We start from the raw sequence: 17,009 nt of genomic DNA on the forward strand, positions 1-17,009 counted from the left end.
TCCCATGCCATACCGATACCTGGAAGAAATTGCCACCGCCGACGTAGCCTTCGAGGCATGGGGAGCGTCGTTGGAAGAGATGTTTGCCGCCGCCGCCGATGCCCTGGCGAACGTAATGGTTGCGGACCTCTCCTCCATCACCACCGTTCACCGGGTTCCGATGGACCTTGAACACGAAGCGGTCGACCTCCTCCTCTTCGACTTCCTCCAGGAGCTTGTTTTTCTGAAGGATGCCCGACGCCTTCTCCTGCGGGTTCCCAATCCCTCCATCTCTCGCGCCGGAGAGGCGCTTATCCTCCACGCCGTCGCCGAAGGCGAGGAGATCGACCCGCAGCGCCATGACCTCCTCGTGGACGTGAAGGCCGTGACTCTTCACCGGTTCGAGGTGGTACAGCGGGATGCGGCGTGGTACGCCACGGTCATTCTCGATATTTGAAGCCGTTGCAGGAACGCCGGCAACTAACGAAATGCAAACAGGGGGAGAAACCATGAGCGTCAAGGACCAGATCGACACCTTTCTCAAATCCCAGGAGTTCGGGGTGGTAGGGGCTTCCGCCGACCGCCACAAGTACGGCAACAAGGTGCTGCGGGTCTACCAGCAGAAGGGGCTGCGGGCAATTCCGGTCAACCCGAAGGAAAGCGAGATCGAGGGGGTGCCTTGCGTGGCGAGCGTATTGAACCTGCCGGACACCGTGAAGAGCCTCTCGGTCATCACCCCGCCCCCCGTAACGGAGCAGGTTGTAGAGATGGCAAAACAGAAGGGGATCGAGAACATCTGGATGCAGCCGGGCGCCGAAAGCGATGCCGCGGTGGAGGCGTGCCGCCGGGCCGGGATAAACGTCATTGCCGACGGCACCTGCATCCTGGTCGTGCTGGGTTACCGCGACCACTGAGCAAATCCCCGCCTGAGTCTGCTAACTCAATGCCTCCGGACGAGAACCGGACACGTCCGTACGCTGCGGCTTCAGTCACGGGCCTGCCGATTGTACAGGGCATCCCCTTCCTGATCCGAAACCTGCACTCCCACGCGGTCAAGGATCTCGCCGGTGGCACGCCAGAGTTGGGTGATGGCGTCGTTGTACCCTGCCAGCGCCTTGATCTGGTTACTCTTGGCCACCGCCAGATCATTCTCCACATCGAGGACATCTTTCGTCGTGGCGAGCCCCACCTGGTTCTTCTTGATGAACGCACGGAGGCGCTCCTCGGCAAAGGCCCTCCCCCGGGCGGTTACGTCGATCTGCTTGAAATTCGTCTCGATGCCGCGCACCGCACTCTTCACTTCGTTTACGACGTTCGCTTCAAGGCTGCTGATCTGGGTCCTGGTCTGATCCACCCTCAGGCGGCTCTTGATGTAATCGTTTCGTGCGGCATCGTTGCCCAGAGGATATGCGAACTTGAACCCGACGCTCCAGACCGGATAGTCGGCCGAGCTCACCTTTTCCAGGTCGCGGTTGTAATGCTGGTCGAGCCCGGTGGCGGCGAAACTCGCGGAAAGCGACAGGTCGGGGAGGGTCCGGTTGCGGGCCACGCGGGCCTGCAGTTCGTTCGTCCTGAGGGTGGTGCGCTGTGCCTTCAGCTCGGGGCGGTTGTCGAGAGCACTCTTGACGAGCTCCCCCTCGCTGATGGCAACCGCCTCCTTCGTCGGAACGTCCACCGGGATGATGTCACCCCCCGAAGGAATCTGAAGGAGCACCCTGAGCACGTCGTTTTCGTCCCTTACCGCCTTTTCGGCATCGAGAACATCCTTCTCCCGGCTAGCGACACCGAACTCGGCGTTCAGGATCTCCATGGCGGGCAAAACACCTGCCTTCACCTGGGCCTGGGTGTCGGAGAGAATCTTGCGGGCCAGCTCCAGCGACGTCCGCTTCACCTCCAGGTCTTCCCTCAGGCTGTACAGCTTGTTGTACTCGGTTCGGACCTGGGCAACCGTATCCATGAGTCTGGTCTTGAACTGGTCGACGGATCCTTCCTTGTTGTTGCGCGCCACCATGATGGCAAGCTCGGTCGGCTCGCGGCCGAAGTTCTTCAACAGGGGCTGGGAGAGGCTCAGGGTGAGATCGGAATTCCAATAGTTGGGAAGAGAAAAGCGCGCGTTGGTGCTGGTATACGTATTGTTGAAGGTAAGACCGAGGGTGCCGCCGGTGGGTATCAACTGGCTTACCCCCGGATTGAGCTCGAAGGTCTTTTGCCTGCTGAGATTAGCGAAAAATGTGCTTGCCGGCTGGGTGACAGCGTATTGAAAATTGGTAAACAGGCTCAGGAGGGGATTGTAAATTCCCTCATTAAGCCTGATGTCCGCCTCAGATATCGCCGGATTGTAAAGCTCGGCCCTGACGTCGAGATTTTTTTCAACCGCCGACCGGACCGCCTCTTTCAGCGTAAGGCGCAGCTCCCCCTCCTGCGCCCCCGCATGCGAGGCCCACAAGCCGACCATCAACAGTGCAACCATACGTTTCATCGATTACTCCTCCTCACAAGGCCGTTGAGAATAAGACTCGGGCGAAAACAGGGTCTCCTCTCCAATTACCATTAAAACGATAACCCCCCGCAACAGGTTGAATACAATTTTCGCCGCTGCAACCGGATCGACCGACACCACGCCGAACTGCAACCAAGTTACGTATTTCTTCGGCTGAACGCCTGTTCAGGTGTGCGAATGTTCATCAAAACAACCGGGCTGTCAAGCTCAAATTATCCCTCATAAGCCCCAATGCAACAGGGTGTACCCGCAAATGAAAAGGGGAATGCCCTGCGGCACTCCCCTTTTTGTTCTGCTGTTCCGGAAACAAAGATTATTTGAGTCGGTCGGCATAGAGCGGGAAACGCTTCATGAGCCCATTTACCCGACCCTTGATCTCCAGGAGTTTGGCATCGTCACCGGCATTGGCCAGGGCCTCGGCAATGAAGCCCGCAACCTCGACCATCTCGGCTTCCCTCAGACCGTGGCTTGTGGCGGCAGGGGTTCCGATCCTGAAGCCGGAGGTAACAAACGGCGAGCGGGTCTCGAACGGAACCGTGTTCTTGTTGACCGTGATGCCGGCCTTGTCGAGGGATTCCTCGGCAATCTTACCCGTCAGCTCAGTGTCCGTGAGGTTGACAAGCATGAGGTGGTTGTCGGTGCCGCCGGATACGAGCCGGAAACCACGCTTCATCAACTCCTCGGCCAGCGTCTTGGCGTTCTTGACAATCTGGGCCTGATAATTCTTGAACCCGGGGGCAAGCGCCTCCTTGAACGCCACCGCCTTGGCGGCGATCACGTGCATGAGGGGTCCCCCCTGGATGCCGGGGAAGATATTGGAATTGAGGGTTTTGGCATACTCCTCACGGCAGAGGATCATGCCGCCACGGGGACCGCGCAGCGTCTTGTGGGTGGTAGTGGTGACGAACTCTGCATGGGGAACGGGGTTCGGATGCAGGCCCGCGGCCACCAGACCGGCGATGTGCGCCATGTCTACCATGATCACCGCTCCGACCTTGTCGGCAATGGTCCTGAAGACGGCAAAGTCGAGAACGCGGGGATAGGCACTGGCCCCCACTACGATCATCTTCGGCTTGTGCTCCAGGGCGAGCCGCTCGACCTCATTGAAGTCGATCGTTTCGGTCTCCCGGGAAACTCCGTAGGGAACTACATTGAAAAAGCGCCCGGAGAAGTTGACGGGGCTGCCGTGAGTAAGGTGCCCGCCGTGGGAAAGGTTCATGCCGAGAATCGTATCGCCCGGCTTGAGCACCGAAAAGTAGACTGCCATATTGGCCTGGGAGCCGGAATGTGGTTGAACGTTTACGTGATCGGCTCCGAAAAGTTGCTTTGCCCGCTCGATGGCAAGGTTCTCCACCACATCCACATGGTGGCAGCCGCCGTAATAACGCTTGCCGGGGTACCCTTCGGCGTACTTGTTTGTCAGAATGGAGCCCTGAGCCTCCAGCACTGCCTCTGAAACAAAGTTTTCGGAAGCGATAAGCTCCAGATTGTACTCTTGCCGCTCGGTCTCATGCCGGATTGCCTCGGCAACCTCGGGATCGAATGTTGAAAGAATCGACATCTTGTTGCTCCTTTCAGTGATATAAAAAGGAAAACGGGACCGCTGGCAGTCCCGTATCGTGCATGCTTCCGAGCTGTGGCCGGAACACCTGGCACACTACTTCATAAGTTCCTTCTCCAACGCGGCTATCTTGTCGAGTCGTCCCTGGTGGCGCCCCCCCTCGAAGGTGGCGTCGAGCCAGGTACAGACCATCTCGCGGGCCGTCTCCTCATCGAGAACGCGTCCGCCGAGAACGAGGATGTTGGCATTATTATGCTCTTTCGCCATGCGGGCCATGAACGGATCGGCGGCAAGCGCCGCCCGTACCCGGGGAAACTTGTTTGCCACGATCGACATGCCGATCCCGGTTCCACAGAAGAGAATCCCCTTTTCAGCGGCGCCATCCGAAACCTTCCGGGCCACCCGGATCCCGAAATCGGGATAATCGACGGAGTCTCCATTGTCGGTCCCGCAGTCCTCGACCGCGATGCCGCGTTCGGCGAGAAGCCGCTTGATCGCCTCCTTCAGCTCCAGCCCCCCATGATCACTTCCCACCACTATCACCGTGCCGTCCTCCTAGATCTTCTTGAAGAGCAGCGTGGCATTGGTCCCTCCGAAGCCGAAGTTGTTGCTGAGGGCGTAAGTGATCCTGGCATCCCGCGCACTGTTGGGGACGTAGTCGAGATCGCACTCGGGGTCCTGCTCCTTATAGTTGATGGTCGGGGGAACAACCCCTTTTTCCATGGCCATCAGGGTGAAAACCGCCTCAACACCGCCGGCCGCACCGAGCAGGTGTCCGGTCATCGACTTGGTGGACGAAACCATCACCTTCTTCGCGTGATCGCCAAAGACGCGTTTGACGGCAAGGGTCTCGAAATAGTCATTGAAGGGAGTGGAGGTGCCGTGGGCGTTGATGTAATCCACCTCTTCCGGATTCACGCCGGCGTTGGCGAGGGCCATCTTCATGCAGCGGGCCGCCCCCTCTCCTTCCGGAGCCGGTGCCGTAAGGTGGTATGCGTCACCCGAGAGACCGTAGCCGACGACTTCGGCGTAAATCTTGGCGCCCCGCTTCTTCGCCGCTTCGTACTCCTCCAGCACAACGATCCCTGCACCCTCGGCAAGAACGAACCCGTTGCGATTCTTCTCAAAGGGACGCGATGCCCCCTTGGGATCGTCATTGTGGGTCGAAAGCGCCTTCATCACGGCAAAACCGCCGATGCCGAGCGGCGTAACCGTCGACTCGGTCCCGCCGGCAATCATGGCATCCGCATCGCCACGCCTGATCATGTGATATGCGTCGCCAATGGAATGGGTGCCGGTGGCGCAGGCGGAGACCGACGACACGTTCGGCCCCTTTGCGCCATACTTGATGGAGATGTGGCCCGGTGCCAAGTTGATGATGAGCATCGGAATGAAGAAGGGGGAGATCTTCTTGTACCCGCCATCGAGCATCGCGGAGTGATATTTCTCGATAGTCGGAAGTCCGCCCAGACCGGCACCGACAAGGACGCCCACGCGCTCCGCGTTCTCCTCGGTAATCTTGAGCCCCGAGTCCTCCATGGCGAAATGAGCCGCTCCCATGGCATACTGGATGAAGAGGTCCATCTTCTTGACCTCTTTCTTGTCAATGAACTGCTCAGGGTCAAAATCCTTGACCTCGCCGGCAATCCTGACCGGAAGATCCGACGCATCGAAGCGGCTGATCAGGTCAATGCCGGATGTTCCCGATGTCAAAGCTTCCCAGTTCTTCCGGTTGCCGGTACCAAGCGGGGAAACAGCCCCGATCCCCGTCACCACAACTCTTCTCATAATGATCTGCTCCCGATGTACGGATTCTGAGGACGTGTCGGTGTAACCACACGTGTGCGAAAAAGGGGGAAGGCAACCCTCCCCCCTGGGACTCGTCTATTAGGTGTGCTCGGTGATGTAGTCAATGGCGTCCTGGACGTTCTGAATCTTCTCGGCGTCCTCGTCGGAGATCTCGATATCGAACTCCTCCTCAAGTGCCATGACCAGTTCGACGGTATCAAGAGAGTCGGCCCCGAGGTCGTCCATGAAAGAAGCATCGTTGGTAACCTGTGCTTCGTCCACGCCAAGTTGTTCGGCCACGATCTCTTTCACCCGCTTTTCTATCGTTGACATGCTGTTTTACCTCCGTTTGGTTTTATACCCGTTCAGGTTTTTGGGTAATTTTTCTAGCTACATACCATGAAACTTCTTATTTGCAAAAGATAAATTTTTCACATGTGCATGCCGCCGTTGACCGACAGGACATGACCCGTAATGTAAGACCCCAAGTCCGATGCAAGGAAGAAAACGGCATTGGCAACATCGTCCGGAGTGCCCAGCCTCTCAAGGGGAATCTGCTGCAACAGCCCCTCGCGAACCTTCTCCGAGAGCACTGCCGTCATATCGGTCTCTATGAAGCCCGGGGTAACAGCATTTACGCAGATCCCGCGTTTGGCAAGCTCGCGGGCCGCCGATTTGGTGAGGCCGATCATCCCCGCCTTGCTGGCGCTGTAATTGATCTGGCCGGCGTTACCCATTTCGCCGACAACGGAACTGATGTTGATGATCCTGCCGCTACGGGCCTTGGTCATGAGTTTCGCTGCCTCGCGAAGGCAATTGAAAGCCCCCTTCAGGTTGACATCGATGACCGCGTCCCAATCGGCATCCTTCATCCTGAGAAGAAGGCCGTCCCGTGTGATGCCGGCATTATTGACGAGAATATCGACCTTTCCGAACTTCTCGACGACTGCGGCGAACAGAGACTCCACAGCGGACGAATCGGCAACGTCCACCGCCATGGCCAACGACTTCCGCCCGAGCGTCTCAATCTCGGAAGCCGTCTTCCGGGCACTCTCCAGAGTCGTGGCGGTCACCACCACATCGCACCCCTCACGGGCCAGTTTGAGAGCTACCGCCCTGCCAATCCCCCGGGAGGCACCCGTCACGATCGCAACTTTTCCCGCCAGATTCATGCTCGCTCCTATGCCAACGCCCTGACACCGGCGGTGTCTTCTACGTTGCATGTCGTAACTTCCTTGTCGATCCTTTTGACGAGGCCCGACAGGACCTTGCCGGGACCGATCTCGACGAAATCCGATACCCCGAGGCTCACCATTTCGCGTACGGAAGAGTCCCAGAGGACGGGGGCGCTCACCTGCCTGACAAGAAGCTCCCGTACCCGCGCCTTGTCGCTGTTGGCTTTTGCCTCCACGTTCGTCACCACCGGAGCTGCAAAGTCGGCAATGGCGATCCGGGCAAGAACCTCGGAGAGACGCTCACCGGCGGGGACCATGAGACTCGAGTGGAAGGGAGCGCTTACCGGAAGCAGCATCGCCTTTCTAAACCCCCGTGCCTTGGCAATTTCAATGGCACGATTCACCGCCTCGGCATGCCCTGCGATCACAATCTGGCCCGGGGAGTTGAAATTCGCAGGGGAGACGACCTGTCCCTGGGCAGCCTCGGCGCAGATTTCGGCAAGTACGTCCGCCTCCACTCCGAGAACAGCCGCCATGGCCCCCACGCCGACAGGCACAGCTTCCTGCATGAAAGTCCCGCGGGCACGAACCGTCCTGACCGCATCGGCGAATTGCAGGGCTCCGGCAGCCACAAGAGCTGAATATTCCCCTAATGAATGTCCTGCGTAATAGTCGGCCGCCACGTCGGTTTCCTGACGAAGAACCCGCAGCGCGGCAATGCTTGCGGTGAGAATTGCCGGTTGGGTGTTGGCGGTAAGTTTCAGCTCGTCCTCTGGTCCTTCGAAACAAAGCTTCGACAGCCTGTTTCCCAGGGCATCGTCAGCTTCTTCGAAAGTGTGCCGGGCAATGGGGAAATTTTCCGCCAACTCCTTGCCCATACCGGGAAACTGTGAACCCTGACCAGGAAAGATAAAAGCTCTTTTGCCCATTGCCGTGAATCCCTTGTGAAAAGTTTACCAGCGAATTAACGCGGAGCCCCAGGTAAGGCCGCCGCCGAATGCGTCAAAGAGAACCAGGTTGCCGTCAGCCATTCGTCCCGTACGGTTTGCCTCGTCAAGGGCGATCGGTATTGATGCAGCCGAAGTGTTGCCGTAGCGGTCAAGATTGACGAATACCTTGTCGCTGCCAAGGCCAAGCCGCTTGCCGATGGCATCAATGATCCGTCGATTTGCCTGGTGGGGTATGAAAATGTCGATATCCGGGGGAGAGAGACCGTTGGCCCCGAGCGCCTCCAGAGCGGCATCCTCCATTGCTCGGACGGCCAGCTTGAATACTTCGTTTCCCTGCATTCTGAGAAAGTGACGTTTGGCGTCGAGAGTTTGCTGGACGGCCGGGTTTCTGCTGCCGCACCCCTCTTGATAAAGAAGCTCCCAGTAGGAGCCGTCACTATGGATGTGGGTGGAGAGGATTCCGTGATCATCGGTGCAGGAAGACAAAACCGCGGCCCCTGCCCCATCCCCGAAAAGAAGACATGTGTTGCGGTCGGTCCAGTCGAGGATTCTGGTCAGGACCTCCGCACCGATCACCAGCGCCTTGGATGCCGCACCGGATTTGATCGCGTTGCTGGCCAGTGAAAGGCCGTAGATGAACCCCGAGCATGCGGCTGACACATCGAAGGCGGCAGCCCTGGAAGCCCCGAGATTACTCTGAACGATACAGGCGGTGGAAGGAAACGGGAAATCCGGAGTTACCGTCGCCACGATGAGAAGGTCGATTTCGCCTGCCGCCACGCCGGCCATTTCGAGGGCATGCTCGGCCGCTCGCGTTGCCAGAGTCGACGTATACTCCCCTTCACCTGCGATCCGGCGCTCCTTGATCCCCGTTCTGGTGGTTATCCATTCATCGGAAGTATCCACCATCTTCTCAAGGTCAAAATTGGTCAGTACCTTCTCGGGTACAGACGAGCCGGTGCCGACAATCTTCGCTCTCAACATCCGCTCACCCCTTCTAACCGGCGGCGACATCCTTCACACTGTCGCGCTGCATGTAGGCAACGAAATCGCTTTCCAGTTTCTCGACAAGACGCTGGTTGACACCTTTGCGTGCATATTCGTGGGCAAAATGGATTGCGTTCTTGATCGCCTTGACGTTGGAACCACCGTGGCAGATCATTGCAACGCCGTTGATTCCAAGGAGTGGTGCCCCGCCGTATTCGGCGTAATCGACTTTCTTCTTGAAGTTCTTGAACGCCTTGCGGACCAGGAAGTAACCGAGCTTGGAGACGACACTCTTGACAATTTCTTCCTTGAGCATCTTCCCGATTGCCTCGGCGAGCCCTTCGGACAGCTTCAGGACAACATTTCCGACAAATCCATCACAGACGACCACATCAACCATGCCGTTGAAAATGTCGCGGCCCTCGACATATCCATGGTAGTTGAAGGAGATATCCTTGAGAATGGAATGGGTTTCCCGGGTCAGTTCGTTCCCCTTGCTATCTTCTTCGCCGTTGGAGAGAAGGCCAAGCTTCGGCCGTTCGACCCCCATCACGTGCCGGGCGTAGACCTCACCCATGATCGCAAATTGTACGAGATGAATCGGCTTGCAATCGACATTGCCGCCGACGTCAAGGACCAGGGTCTTTCCGCGAAGCGTCGGAAATATCTGGGCGATCGCCGGCCGGTCGATCCCCTTGATGCGCTTGAGGACGAACATCCCTGCAGCCATGGTCGCACCGGAGTTGCCGGCACTGACCACCGCATCCGCCGCGCCACCCTTTACCAGTTCGTAGGCAACCCGGATCGAAGAATCCTTCTTCCTGCGAACGGCATCGGAAGCGGCATCATGCATCCCGACCACTTCACTGGCGTGCTGGATGGCTATGTCAAGGCCTTGAATGTTGTGCTTGGCGAGCTCCTGGCGAAGACGATCCGTGTCGCCAACTAGGGTAATGGGGATGCCGTACTCGCGCGCAGCGGCAACGGCCCCCTCCACCTCGATGACGGGAGCGTTGTCGCCTCCCATCGCATCTACAGCAACTCTCATGGTACCCCTGCAGAAAGGAAAATCGACATACGAGGAGGAGATCCGACTAGATCTCCCCCGACTTGATCACTTCTTTGCCTTTGTATGTGCCGCAGGAGGCGCAGGCACGGTGGGGGAGCTTCGGCTCCTTGCATTGGGGGCAGATCGAAGAGGCAGGAGGAGTCAGAAAATCGTGAGCCCTTCTCATGTTCTTACGGGATTTGGAGGTCTTTTTCTTAGGTACCGCCATCGTATTTCTCCTTTTACTTTTCTACCTTTAGATTCTTGAGTGCAGCAAACTTGATATTGAACGATCCCCGCTCGCATCCGCACTCGCCTGCATTGAGATCCGTCCCGCACGTGGCGCAAAGACCGAGACAGTTCTCTCGACAAAGGGGCTTGAGAGGAAGCTCCATGATAACCTGTTCGGCTATCTCGGGAGCAAAGTCTATCTCATCCCCTTCGTATACTACGGAAACCAGATCTTCCTCGCCCAGTTCGACCTCGTCCTCATCTTGAAGCTCCTGCTTCCGCTTCAAGTAAATCATGGTAAAGGCTGATCGAAGATCGGAGTCGAACCCGGAGAGACAACGGGAACAATTAACGCGAACCGTGGTGGCCAGACTCCCTTGAACCCGGATATGGTCATACTCGCGCCAAACCGAGAGCTCTGCGGCAATAGGCCGCAAAAACTCACATTCGCCCGCATCGGTCAATTCCTGCAGGGTCGGAAAGCTTTCGGCCAACTCCTCGAAAACGAGAAGTTTCGGCTGGTCAATTATCTCGTCAATCCTGATCTTCACGCTGGTTTCCCGCGGGCAGAGCCCGAAGCCCCCCAGTATATAGATGGGGGTCTGATTGTCAAGCAAAATGAGGCAAAACGAAAACCGCCCTTTCAGGCGGCTCGTATAAGTTTCATTACCTTATTCACGTTGATTTTGCAAGTACATTTCCCGACATTTTCCTGTGAACGCTCGCATAAAGTGCTGTGTACAAAGGGGGGCGAGTAGGATCAAGCGAAAAGTCAGATTGTTATTGTTTCCCCCGGACGCAGACTCGGAGTATCGGGATTATGGAATGAAGAGAAGAAAAGCAGAGCGAATATGAAAATCACCGCGGCAAGCACAATAAGATGCGGCGTCAAGCGAACGGAGTGCCCAGAATCGCGCGGTGCGCCCGCAAGAAGCCCTGCAACGGCCATCACCACCCCGACACCACCGAAGAGTCCGCCCCAGAACAGCCCGTCATAAACAAGCTGGACTTCAGTGTAGGATGAAAGGCCCAGCCATGCCGCAAACACCGAATGGAAGAACGTGGAGGCGGTAACTACGATTACTGCCATGATTATGCAGTAGATTCCGACCCGGATAGTGCGCTTCCTCATCTCACCCACCGCACCAGCTCACGTCTCCGATCCCCTTGCGGAGCACCGTCGGGACATCGCCGATCAGACTAACCACGGAGCTTACGTCAGCGGAGAGAATCCCGCCATCCACCACCAGATCGAGTTGCTTCCCCATCGCCTGATCGACGAGAAAAGGGTCGCCTATCGGCTCCTCCCCCGAGATGTTTGCACTGGTGGTGATAATCGGATGGCCGAGTTCCCGCACTATCGAGAGGCAAATCGGATTATCCGGCATGCGAATTCCAACCGTTTTCTGCTTTGTCACCAGAAGATCGGGGACGATGCTAGTGGCATCCAGGACAAAAGTATACGGACCTGGCAGATAGCGCTTGATGATCTTGAATGCATAGTTGCTCACCTTGGCATAGCGGCTAACCTCGGACAGGTCGGAGCAGATGAAGGAAAACGGTTTTTTCTTCTCGCGCTGCTTGATGAGATAGATCCGCTCAATCCCCTTTTTATTGAAAATACTGCAGCCGATGCCATAGGTCGTATCGGTCGGATAGGCGATGATTCCGCCTCCCCTGAGGACCTCCACCACCTTCGCAACGAGCCGTGGCTGAGGATTGTGAGGATTGACGGCGAAGAGCATCTTCTTACCCCTTCGGGTTCAGATCGAGAAGGTCCTTGTGAACGAACAGACCGTCCTTCTGGATGAGATGATTATCGAACCAGATCTCGCCATCTCCCCTCAGAAGTTTCACCATGTCCCAGTGTACTGCGGAGCGATTGCCGTTGTCGCACTCGTCGTAGCACTGGCCCGGCGTAAAGTGAATGGAGCCGAAAATTTTCTCGTCGAACAGGATATTGCGCATCGGCTCCCGGATATTCGGATTCACCCCGATGGCAAACTCGCCGATGTATCGTGCACCTTCGTCGGTGTCGAGAATACGGTTGAGCGCATCATCCATCCCCGTTGCAGTCGCCTTTACGACCTTGCCCTTGCGGAATTCGAGCCGGATCCCGTTGAACTCCTTCCCCTGATAAACGGTCGGACAGTTGTAGGTAATGTGTCCCTCGACGGAATCGCGAACCGGCGCGGTAAACACCTCACCGTCAGGAATATTGAATCGCCCGTCGCACTTTATCCCGTCAAGCCCCTTGATGCTGAACGAGAGATCCGTGTCCGAAGCCTTGATACGCACGGTTTCCGCACGATCCATGAGCCGTTTGAGTTTTTCCTGCTTCCGCGACTCAGCCTGCCAGTCAATGCAGCAGGCGGAAAAGAGGTAATCCTCGTACTCCTCCAGGCTCATCTTGGCTTCCTGAGCGGCTCCGTGGGTTGGATAACGGGTAATGACCCACCGGGTATTTTTCACGCGCATGTCAACGATGGGGCGGGTGGTTTTCGACCAGGCAATCATGTTCGCCTGGTTTGCCTGCGCCATCACCATGGAGTTTTCCCCCGCCGAAATGCCGATATAAACCGACACCTCTTTCATGAAGTCAAGTTTGTGCTGGGGAAAATGGGAAGTCTGGGCCTTCGTGGCGGAATTGTAGAAATGGCGGTCGATTTCGGGAATCTGGAAAGAATATTCGGCGTATTTCGCACCACGGGCGAGACAGAGGGAATAGAGCTCCTTCACAAGCGGGATACATTCGGTGCCGGATGCATTGATGAGAACCACGTCCCCCTTCCGGACGCGGGTGGAGTAGCCGACAAGAACCTCGGCAAGCTGACGTACACGCGGATCGTTCATTGATACCCCCTCTCCGTTCAGGTGCCGGTGTGGCCAAATCCTCCGGTACCCCGGCCAGTATCGTCGAGCTCGGTCACTTCGCTCAGCTCGGCACGGACAAACGGCGCAAAGACCATCTGTGCAATCCGTTCGCCCGGTCTCACCACGAATGGCTCAGTACCGTGATTGATGATGATAACTCCTATTTCGCCACGATAGTCGGGATCGATGGTACCCGGCGAATTGACGAGCGCTATGCCGTGCCTGAGCGCAAGTCCGCTTCGGGGACGAATCTGCGCCTCATAACCGTCCGGAAGTGAGATGGCGATGCCGGTAGGAACCAGTTGGCGCTCCCCCGGCAGAAGCGTCGTTTCTTCATCGAGAGCGGCACAGAGGTCCATCCCTGCGGCGTGCTGGGTCATGTAACGGGGAAGCGGAACGTGGTGACCGGGACGAACATGGCGTATTTTGACGAGGCAGCGATTCACGGCAGACCTACAGGACAAGGCGTGACGGTTCGCACCGCTTACCTTCGACTCTCCCCGTGAGGGCAAGCGTCAGATAACGCTCGTCAAAAATCTCTCCGGCAAGGGACTGAATCCCCTCTGGAGTAACGGCGTCGAATCCGTCGGTGAGCTCGGCCAGCGGCATGTAACGGCCAAAATAAATCTCGTTCTTTGCCAGTTTAGTCATGCGATTATCGGTGCTTTCAAGGGAAAGCAACATGTTTCCCTTGATCTGTTCACGGGATGCGTCAAGCTCGCTCTGGCTTACCGGCTCGCTCTTGAGACGCTTCAACTCCGCAGCGGTGATATCAAGAACATCGTCAAGCTTGTCAGGGGCCGTTCCGGCGTAAATGACCAGCGATCCGGCATCGGTATGGGATACCACATAGGAATAGACCGAATAGGCGAGACCCAGACGCTCCCTGATTTCCTGAAAGAGGCGGGAGCTCATGCTGCCACCGAGAATGGTGTTGATGAGATAGACTTCGAAGCGCCGCGGGTGATTCTGGGGAAGCGCCCTGGTTCCCAGACAGATGTGCATCTGCTCCAGGTCCTTCTCCACAATTTCCACCCGTTTCTCGTAAGTCGGGAGGTGACAGAAGTCACGGCCGCTTCCTCCGGGGATCCGGCCAAAGAGCCCTTCGAGAAGGGAGAGCAACTCCTCATGGCGAACATTGCCCGCGACCGAGATGATAATGTCGTCCGAGCGATACTTTGAATCCTTGTGAGAGAGGATGGCATCGCGGGTAAGCCCCACGATGCTGTCGACGCTTCCGAGGATCGACATCCCCAGCGGGTGCCCCTGCCAGAAACTGCGATGAAAGAGATCGTGAATGAAATCATCGGGAGTGTCCTCCAGCATGCTGATTTCCTGGAGAACAACCTTCCGCTCCTTCTCGATCTCTTCGGGGTCAAAGGTGGAATACAGGAAGATATCGGCGAGAAGGTCGACGGTCTTAGGGAGAAACTTGTCGAGGACCTTGGCGTAATAACAGACGTACTCACGGCTGGTGAAAGCGTTGAGCACCCCTCCCACCGAGTCGATCTCCCGCGCGATATCGAGGGAGGTGCGACGCTCGGTCCCCTTGAAGAGCAGATGTTCGATGAAATGGGCGACACCATTGTGCTCCCGCCGTTCGTGGCGGGAGCCGTTGGCAACCCAAATCCCGATGGAGACGGAGTGTACATGCGGCATGTACTCGGATATGATCCGAACACCGTTATCGAGAATCGTTTTACTGACCATGGATAAGACTATACCCTGAAAGGAAGAGTTTACCAGCAACCCCAATCCCTGGTTATTCGGAGAGAACAGCCCCCAAGGCCTCCTTACGGGACAGCTTTATCTTGCCCTGCTTGTCGATGCCGATACACTTGACGAGGACCTTGTCGCCTTCCTTGAGAATATCGGTGACGTTCTTCACCCGCTCCGTGTCGAGCTCGGAGATATGGACGAGACCGTCCGTGCCGGGGAAAATCTCCACGAATGCACCGAAGTCCATGACCTTCTTGACGGTGCCCATGTAAAGTTTCCCCTCCTCCGCCTCGGCGGTGAGGTCGCGAATCATCTTGATAGCCTTGTCACAGGCTTCCTTGCTGGTACTGGCGATATTGATCCGGCCCGTGTCCTCGATATCGATCGAGACGCCGGTCGCCTCGGTGATTCCCCGGACGTTCTTCCCTCCGGAACCGATGACGTCGCGGATTTTATCGGTTTTGACCCAGATGGTGGTGATGCGCGGTGCATGGGGGGAGAGCTCGGCCCGGGAGGCGGCCAGGGTTTCGGCCATCTTGCCGAGAATGTGCAGACGCCCTTCCTTCGCCTGAGCGAGGGCGTTCCCCATGATCTCGCGGGTAACCCCGGTGATCTTGATATCCATCTGGATGGCGGTCACCCCTCCTGCAGTGCCGGCAACCTTGAAGTCCATGTCGCCCAGGTGATCCTCGTCACCCAGGATATCGGAGAGGATGGCGACGTCATCACCTTCCTTGATGAGCCCCATGGCGATACCGGCAACCGGGGCCTTGATCGGCACGCCGGCGTCCATCATGGAAAGGGCGCCGCCGCAAACCGAAGCCATAGAGGAGGAACCGTTACTCTCCAGGATGTCGGAGACGATCCGGATGGTGTAGGGGAAATCCTCATGTTTCGGAAGGACCCGTTCCAGCGCGCGCTCGGCAAGCATCCCGTGGCCGATCTCGCGGCGTCCCGGAGCGAGCCGCATGCTCGTCTCACCCACGGAGAACGGCGGAAAGTTATAGTGAAGGAGGAAGCGCTTCTTGCTCTCGCCGAAGAGGGAATCGATCCGCTGCTCGTCGCTCGCCGTGCCGAGGGTGGCGGCGACAAGGGCCTGGGTCTCGCCCCGGGTGAACAGTGCGGCGCCATGGGCGCGGGGAAGAATGCCGACCTCACAGGTAATCGGACGAACCGTTTTGGTGTCACGGCCGTCGATCCGCTCTCCATCCTTGAGGATGTGCTCACGGACAAGCTCGTATTCGAAGTCGCCGAGAACCGCCTTGATCTCCCCTTCACGTCCTTCGAACTCTCCGGCCAGAGCGGCCAGGGTTTCAGCCGTCACCGCATCGATCCGGTTGTGGCGCTCCTGTTTCGACTTGATGCGCACCGCATCCTTGATGCTGGCGTAGGCGAGCTCCTTGACGCGAGCCTTGAGGGTCTCGTCGGCGGAGTTTGCCACCACCTCCCGCTTGGGAACACCGGCCATGGTGCGGAGTTGGACCTGGGCCTCGATGAGCGGCTGAACCGCGGCGTGACCGAAGAAAATCGCCTCCAGCAGATCGCCCTCGGAAACCTCGGCGGCGCTTCCCTCAACCATGATCACGGCGTCACGGCTTGCGGCCACGACCACTTCCATGTCGCTCTTCTTCTGCTGCTCGACGGTCGGATTGCAGACGAACTGACCGTCGACGCGCCCAACCTTGACACCGGCGATCGGACCGAGGAACGGAATGTCGGAAACTTCCAGTGCCGCAGAAGCGCCGATCATCGCGAGAATGCCGGGGTCGTTGTCCTCTTCGGCCGAGATGACCGTCGCCATGATCTGGGTCTCGTTGAGGAAGCTTTCAGGGAAAAGCGGGCGAATGGGACGATCGATGAAGCGGCAGGTGAGGGTCTCGTTTTCGGTGGGACGCCCCTCCCGCTTGAAGAAGCCGCCAGGAATCTTCCCGCCGGCATACGCCTTCTCCTGGTAATTCACGGTAAGCGGGAAGAAGTCCTGTCCTTCCCGCGCACTCTTGGCCGCCACCGCGGTCACGAGCACCATGGTGTCGCCGCAGCTGACCACCACCGAACCGCTCGCCTGCTTGGCCATCTTGCCCGTGGCTATGGTTATGGTCCTTCCACCCAACTCCACACTTACTCTCTGTTCATTCATTTCTCTCTGGCCTCCTGAGCCTGGATTGCTTCGTTGGGGCCGTCGATCGAATCACCAAAG

At 57.6% G+C, this 17,009-nt stretch carries 19 protein-coding genes; 2 read left to right on the forward strand and 17 right to left on the reverse strand.

Annotated features, from left to right (window positions below):
• Nucleotides 1–4 precede the first annotated feature (4 nt).
• Complete coding sequence (locus M6689_RS07120) at nucleotides 5–436, forward strand: archease (RefSeq protein WP_298269576.1); 432 nt, start codon at nucleotides 5–7, stop codon at nucleotides 434–436.
• A 52-nt stretch (nucleotides 437–488) separates the two neighbouring features.
• The gene (locus tag M6689_RS07125; protein ID WP_298269579.1) at nucleotides 489–893 is read left to right on the forward strand and encodes a CoA-binding protein; all 405 of its coding nucleotides are present in this window, start codon (nucleotides 489–491) and stop codon (nucleotides 891–893) included.
• Nucleotides 894–964: 71 nt separating this feature from the next.
• On the opposite strand, the gene M6689_RS07130 is transcribed toward M6689_RS07125, so the two are convergent.
• The 17 genes from M6689_RS07130 to pnp all read right to left on the reverse strand — a co-directional run bounded on the left by M6689_RS07130 (nucleotide 965) and on the right by pnp (nucleotide 16,949).
• Nucleotides 965–2,458 (reverse strand): TolC family protein, encoded by a 1,494-nt coding sequence (locus M6689_RS07130; protein WP_298269582.1) that lies wholly within the window; start codon nucleotides 2,456–2,458, stop codon nucleotides 965–967.
• Between the two features lie 334 nt (nucleotides 2,459–2,792).
• Nucleotides 2,793–4,040: a serine hydroxymethyltransferase gene (gene glyA, locus M6689_RS07135; protein WP_298269585.1), complete on the reverse strand. Its 1,248-nt coding sequence runs from the start codon at nucleotides 4,038–4,040 to the stop codon at nucleotides 2,793–2,795.
• A 96-nt stretch (nucleotides 4,041–4,136) separates the two neighbouring features.
• Entirely contained in the window at nucleotides 4,137–4,583 is a 447-nt protein-coding gene (gene rpiB, locus M6689_RS07140; protein WP_298269587.1) for a ribose 5-phosphate isomerase B, read from the reverse strand.
• Nucleotides 4,584–4,595: 12 nt separating this feature from the next.
• A complete protein-coding gene (gene fabF / locus M6689_RS07145; RefSeq protein WP_298269589.1) occupies nucleotides 4,596–5,828 on the reverse strand; it encodes a beta-ketoacyl-ACP synthase II in 1,233 nt (410 codons plus the stop codon).
• 99 nt (nucleotides 5,829–5,927) lie between these two features.
• Nucleotides 5,928–6,161, reverse strand: coding sequence for an acyl carrier protein (gene acpP / locus M6689_RS07150; RefSeq protein WP_039741956.1), 234 nt, complete (start codon nucleotides 6,159–6,161; stop codon nucleotides 5,928–5,930).
• A 98-nt stretch (nucleotides 6,162–6,259) separates the two neighbouring features.
• Nucleotides 6,260–7,000, reverse strand: a complete 741-nt coding sequence (gene fabG, locus M6689_RS07155; protein ID WP_298269597.1) for a 3-oxoacyl-[acyl-carrier-protein] reductase — start codon at nucleotides 6,998–7,000, stop codon at nucleotides 6,260–6,262.
• Nucleotides 7,001–7,008: 8 nt separating this feature from the next.
• Complete coding sequence (gene fabD, locus M6689_RS07160; RefSeq protein WP_298269599.1) at nucleotides 7,009–7,932, reverse strand: ACP S-malonyltransferase; 924 nt, start codon at nucleotides 7,930–7,932, stop codon at nucleotides 7,009–7,011.
• A 24-nt stretch (nucleotides 7,933–7,956) separates the two neighbouring features.
• A complete protein-coding gene (locus M6689_RS07165; RefSeq protein ID WP_298269601.1) occupies nucleotides 7,957–8,937 on the reverse strand; it encodes a beta-ketoacyl-ACP synthase III in 981 nt (326 codons plus the stop codon).
• Nucleotides 8,938–8,950: 13 nt separating this feature from the next.
• Entirely contained in the window at nucleotides 8,951–9,988 is a 1,038-nt protein-coding gene (plsX, locus tag M6689_RS07170; RefSeq protein ID WP_298269603.1) for a phosphate acyltransferase PlsX, read from the reverse strand.
• Nucleotides 9,989–10,034: 46 nt separating this feature from the next.
• Nucleotides 10,035–10,217, reverse strand: coding sequence for a 50S ribosomal protein L32 (rpmF, locus tag M6689_RS07175; protein WP_298269606.1), 183 nt, complete (start codon nucleotides 10,215–10,217; stop codon nucleotides 10,035–10,037).
• A 13-nt stretch (nucleotides 10,218–10,230) separates the two neighbouring features.
• Complete coding sequence (locus M6689_RS07180) at nucleotides 10,231–10,770, reverse strand: DUF177 domain-containing protein (RefSeq protein ID WP_298269608.1); 540 nt, start codon at nucleotides 10,768–10,770, stop codon at nucleotides 10,231–10,233.
• A gap of 221 nt (nucleotides 10,771–10,991) precedes the next feature.
• On the reverse strand, nucleotides 10,992–11,351 hold the full coding sequence (locus M6689_RS07185) for a hypothetical protein (RefSeq protein ID WP_298269611.1): 360 nt from the start codon (nucleotides 11,349–11,351) through the stop codon (nucleotides 10,992–10,994).
• Between the two features lies 1 nt (nucleotide 11,352).
• A complete protein-coding gene (locus tag M6689_RS07190; protein ID WP_298269613.1) occupies nucleotides 11,353–11,964 on the reverse strand; it encodes an L-threonylcarbamoyladenylate synthase in 612 nt (203 codons plus the stop codon).
• 4 nt (nucleotides 11,965–11,968) lie between these two features.
• Entirely contained in the window at nucleotides 11,969–13,072 is a 1,104-nt protein-coding gene (locus M6689_RS07195) for an aminopeptidase (protein WP_298269615.1), read from the reverse strand.
• 17 nt (nucleotides 13,073–13,089) lie between these two features.
• Nucleotides 13,090–13,539 carry a dUTP diphosphatase gene (gene dut / locus M6689_RS07200; protein WP_298269617.1) on the reverse strand — a complete coding sequence of 150 codons (450 nt, stop codon included), beginning with the start codon at nucleotides 13,537–13,539 and terminating at the stop codon, nucleotides 13,090–13,092.
• A 7-nt stretch (nucleotides 13,540–13,546) separates the two neighbouring features.
• Complete coding sequence (locus tag M6689_RS07205) at nucleotides 13,547–14,803, reverse strand: pitrilysin family protein (RefSeq protein ID WP_298269620.1); 1,257 nt, start codon at nucleotides 14,801–14,803, stop codon at nucleotides 13,547–13,549.
• Nucleotides 14,804–14,855: 52 nt separating this feature from the next.
• The gene (pnp, locus tag M6689_RS07210) at nucleotides 14,856–16,949 is read right to left on the reverse strand and encodes a polyribonucleotide nucleotidyltransferase (RefSeq protein ID WP_298269623.1); all 2,094 of its coding nucleotides are present in this window, start codon (nucleotides 16,947–16,949) and stop codon (nucleotides 14,856–14,858) included.
• Nucleotides 16,950–17,009 lie beyond the last annotated feature (60 nt).

This window comes from Geobacter sp., from assembly GCF_027327745.1.
Lineage (GTDB): Bacteria > Desulfobacterota > Desulfuromonadia > Geobacterales > Geobacteraceae > Geobacter.

What these genes read in the sequence shown, in the direction of transcription:
- M6689_RS07120 (WP_298269576.1), top strand. Translation starts at nt 5, where the DNA reads ATGCCATACCGATACCTGGAAGAAATTGCCACCGCCGACGTAGCCTTC.
- M6689_RS07125 (WP_298269579.1), top strand. Translation starts at nt 489, where the DNA reads ATGAGCGTCAAGGACCAGATCGACACCTTTCTCAAATCCCAGGAGTTC.
- M6689_RS07130 (WP_298269582.1), bottom strand. Translation starts at nt 2,458, where the DNA reads ATGAAACGTATGGTTGCACTGTTGATGGTCGGCTTGTGGGCCTCGCAT.
- glyA (WP_298269585.1), bottom strand. Translation starts at nt 4,040, where the DNA reads ATGTCGATTCTTTCAACATTCGATCCCGAGGTTGCCGAGGCAATCCGG.
- fabF (WP_298269589.1), bottom strand. Translation starts at nt 5,828, where the DNA reads ATGAGAAGAGTTGTGGTGACGGGGATCGGGGCTGTTTCCCCGCTTGGT.
- acpP (WP_039741956.1), bottom strand. Translation starts at nt 6,161, where the DNA reads ATGTCAACGATAGAAAAGCGGGTGAAAGAGATCGTGGCCGAACAACTT.
- fabG (WP_298269597.1), bottom strand. Translation starts at nt 7,000, where the DNA reads ATGAATCTGGCGGGAAAAGTTGCGATCGTGACGGGTGCCTCCCGGGGG.
- fabD (WP_298269599.1), bottom strand. Translation starts at nt 7,932, where the DNA reads ATGGGCAAAAGAGCTTTTATCTTTCCTGGTCAGGGTTCACAGTTTCCC.
- M6689_RS07165 (WP_298269601.1), bottom strand. Translation starts at nt 8,937, where the DNA reads ATGTTGAGAGCGAAGATTGTCGGCACCGGCTCGTCTGTACCCGAGAAG.
- plsX (WP_298269603.1), bottom strand. Translation starts at nt 9,988, where the DNA reads ATGAGAGTTGCTGTAGATGCGATGGGAGGCGACAACGCTCCCGTCATC.
- rpmF (WP_298269606.1), bottom strand. Translation starts at nt 10,217, where the DNA reads ATGGCGGTACCTAAGAAAAAGACCTCCAAATCCCGTAAGAACATGAGA.
- M6689_RS07185 (WP_298269611.1), bottom strand. Translation starts at nt 11,351, where the DNA reads ATGAGGAAGCGCACTATCCGGGTCGGAATCTACTGCATAATCATGGCA.
- M6689_RS07190 (WP_298269613.1), bottom strand. Translation starts at nt 11,964, where the DNA reads ATGCTCTTCGCCGTCAATCCTCACAATCCTCAGCCACGGCTCGTTGCG.
- M6689_RS07195 (WP_298269615.1), bottom strand. Translation starts at nt 13,072, where the DNA reads ATGAACGATCCGCGTGTACGTCAGCTTGCCGAGGTTCTTGTCGGCTAC.
- M6689_RS07205 (WP_298269620.1), bottom strand. Translation starts at nt 14,803, where the DNA reads ATGGTCAGTAAAACGATTCTCGATAACGGTGTTCGGATCATATCCGAG.
- pnp (WP_298269623.1), bottom strand. Translation starts at nt 16,949, where the DNA reads ATGAATGAACAGAGAGTAAGTGTGGAGTTGGGTGGAAGGACCATAACC.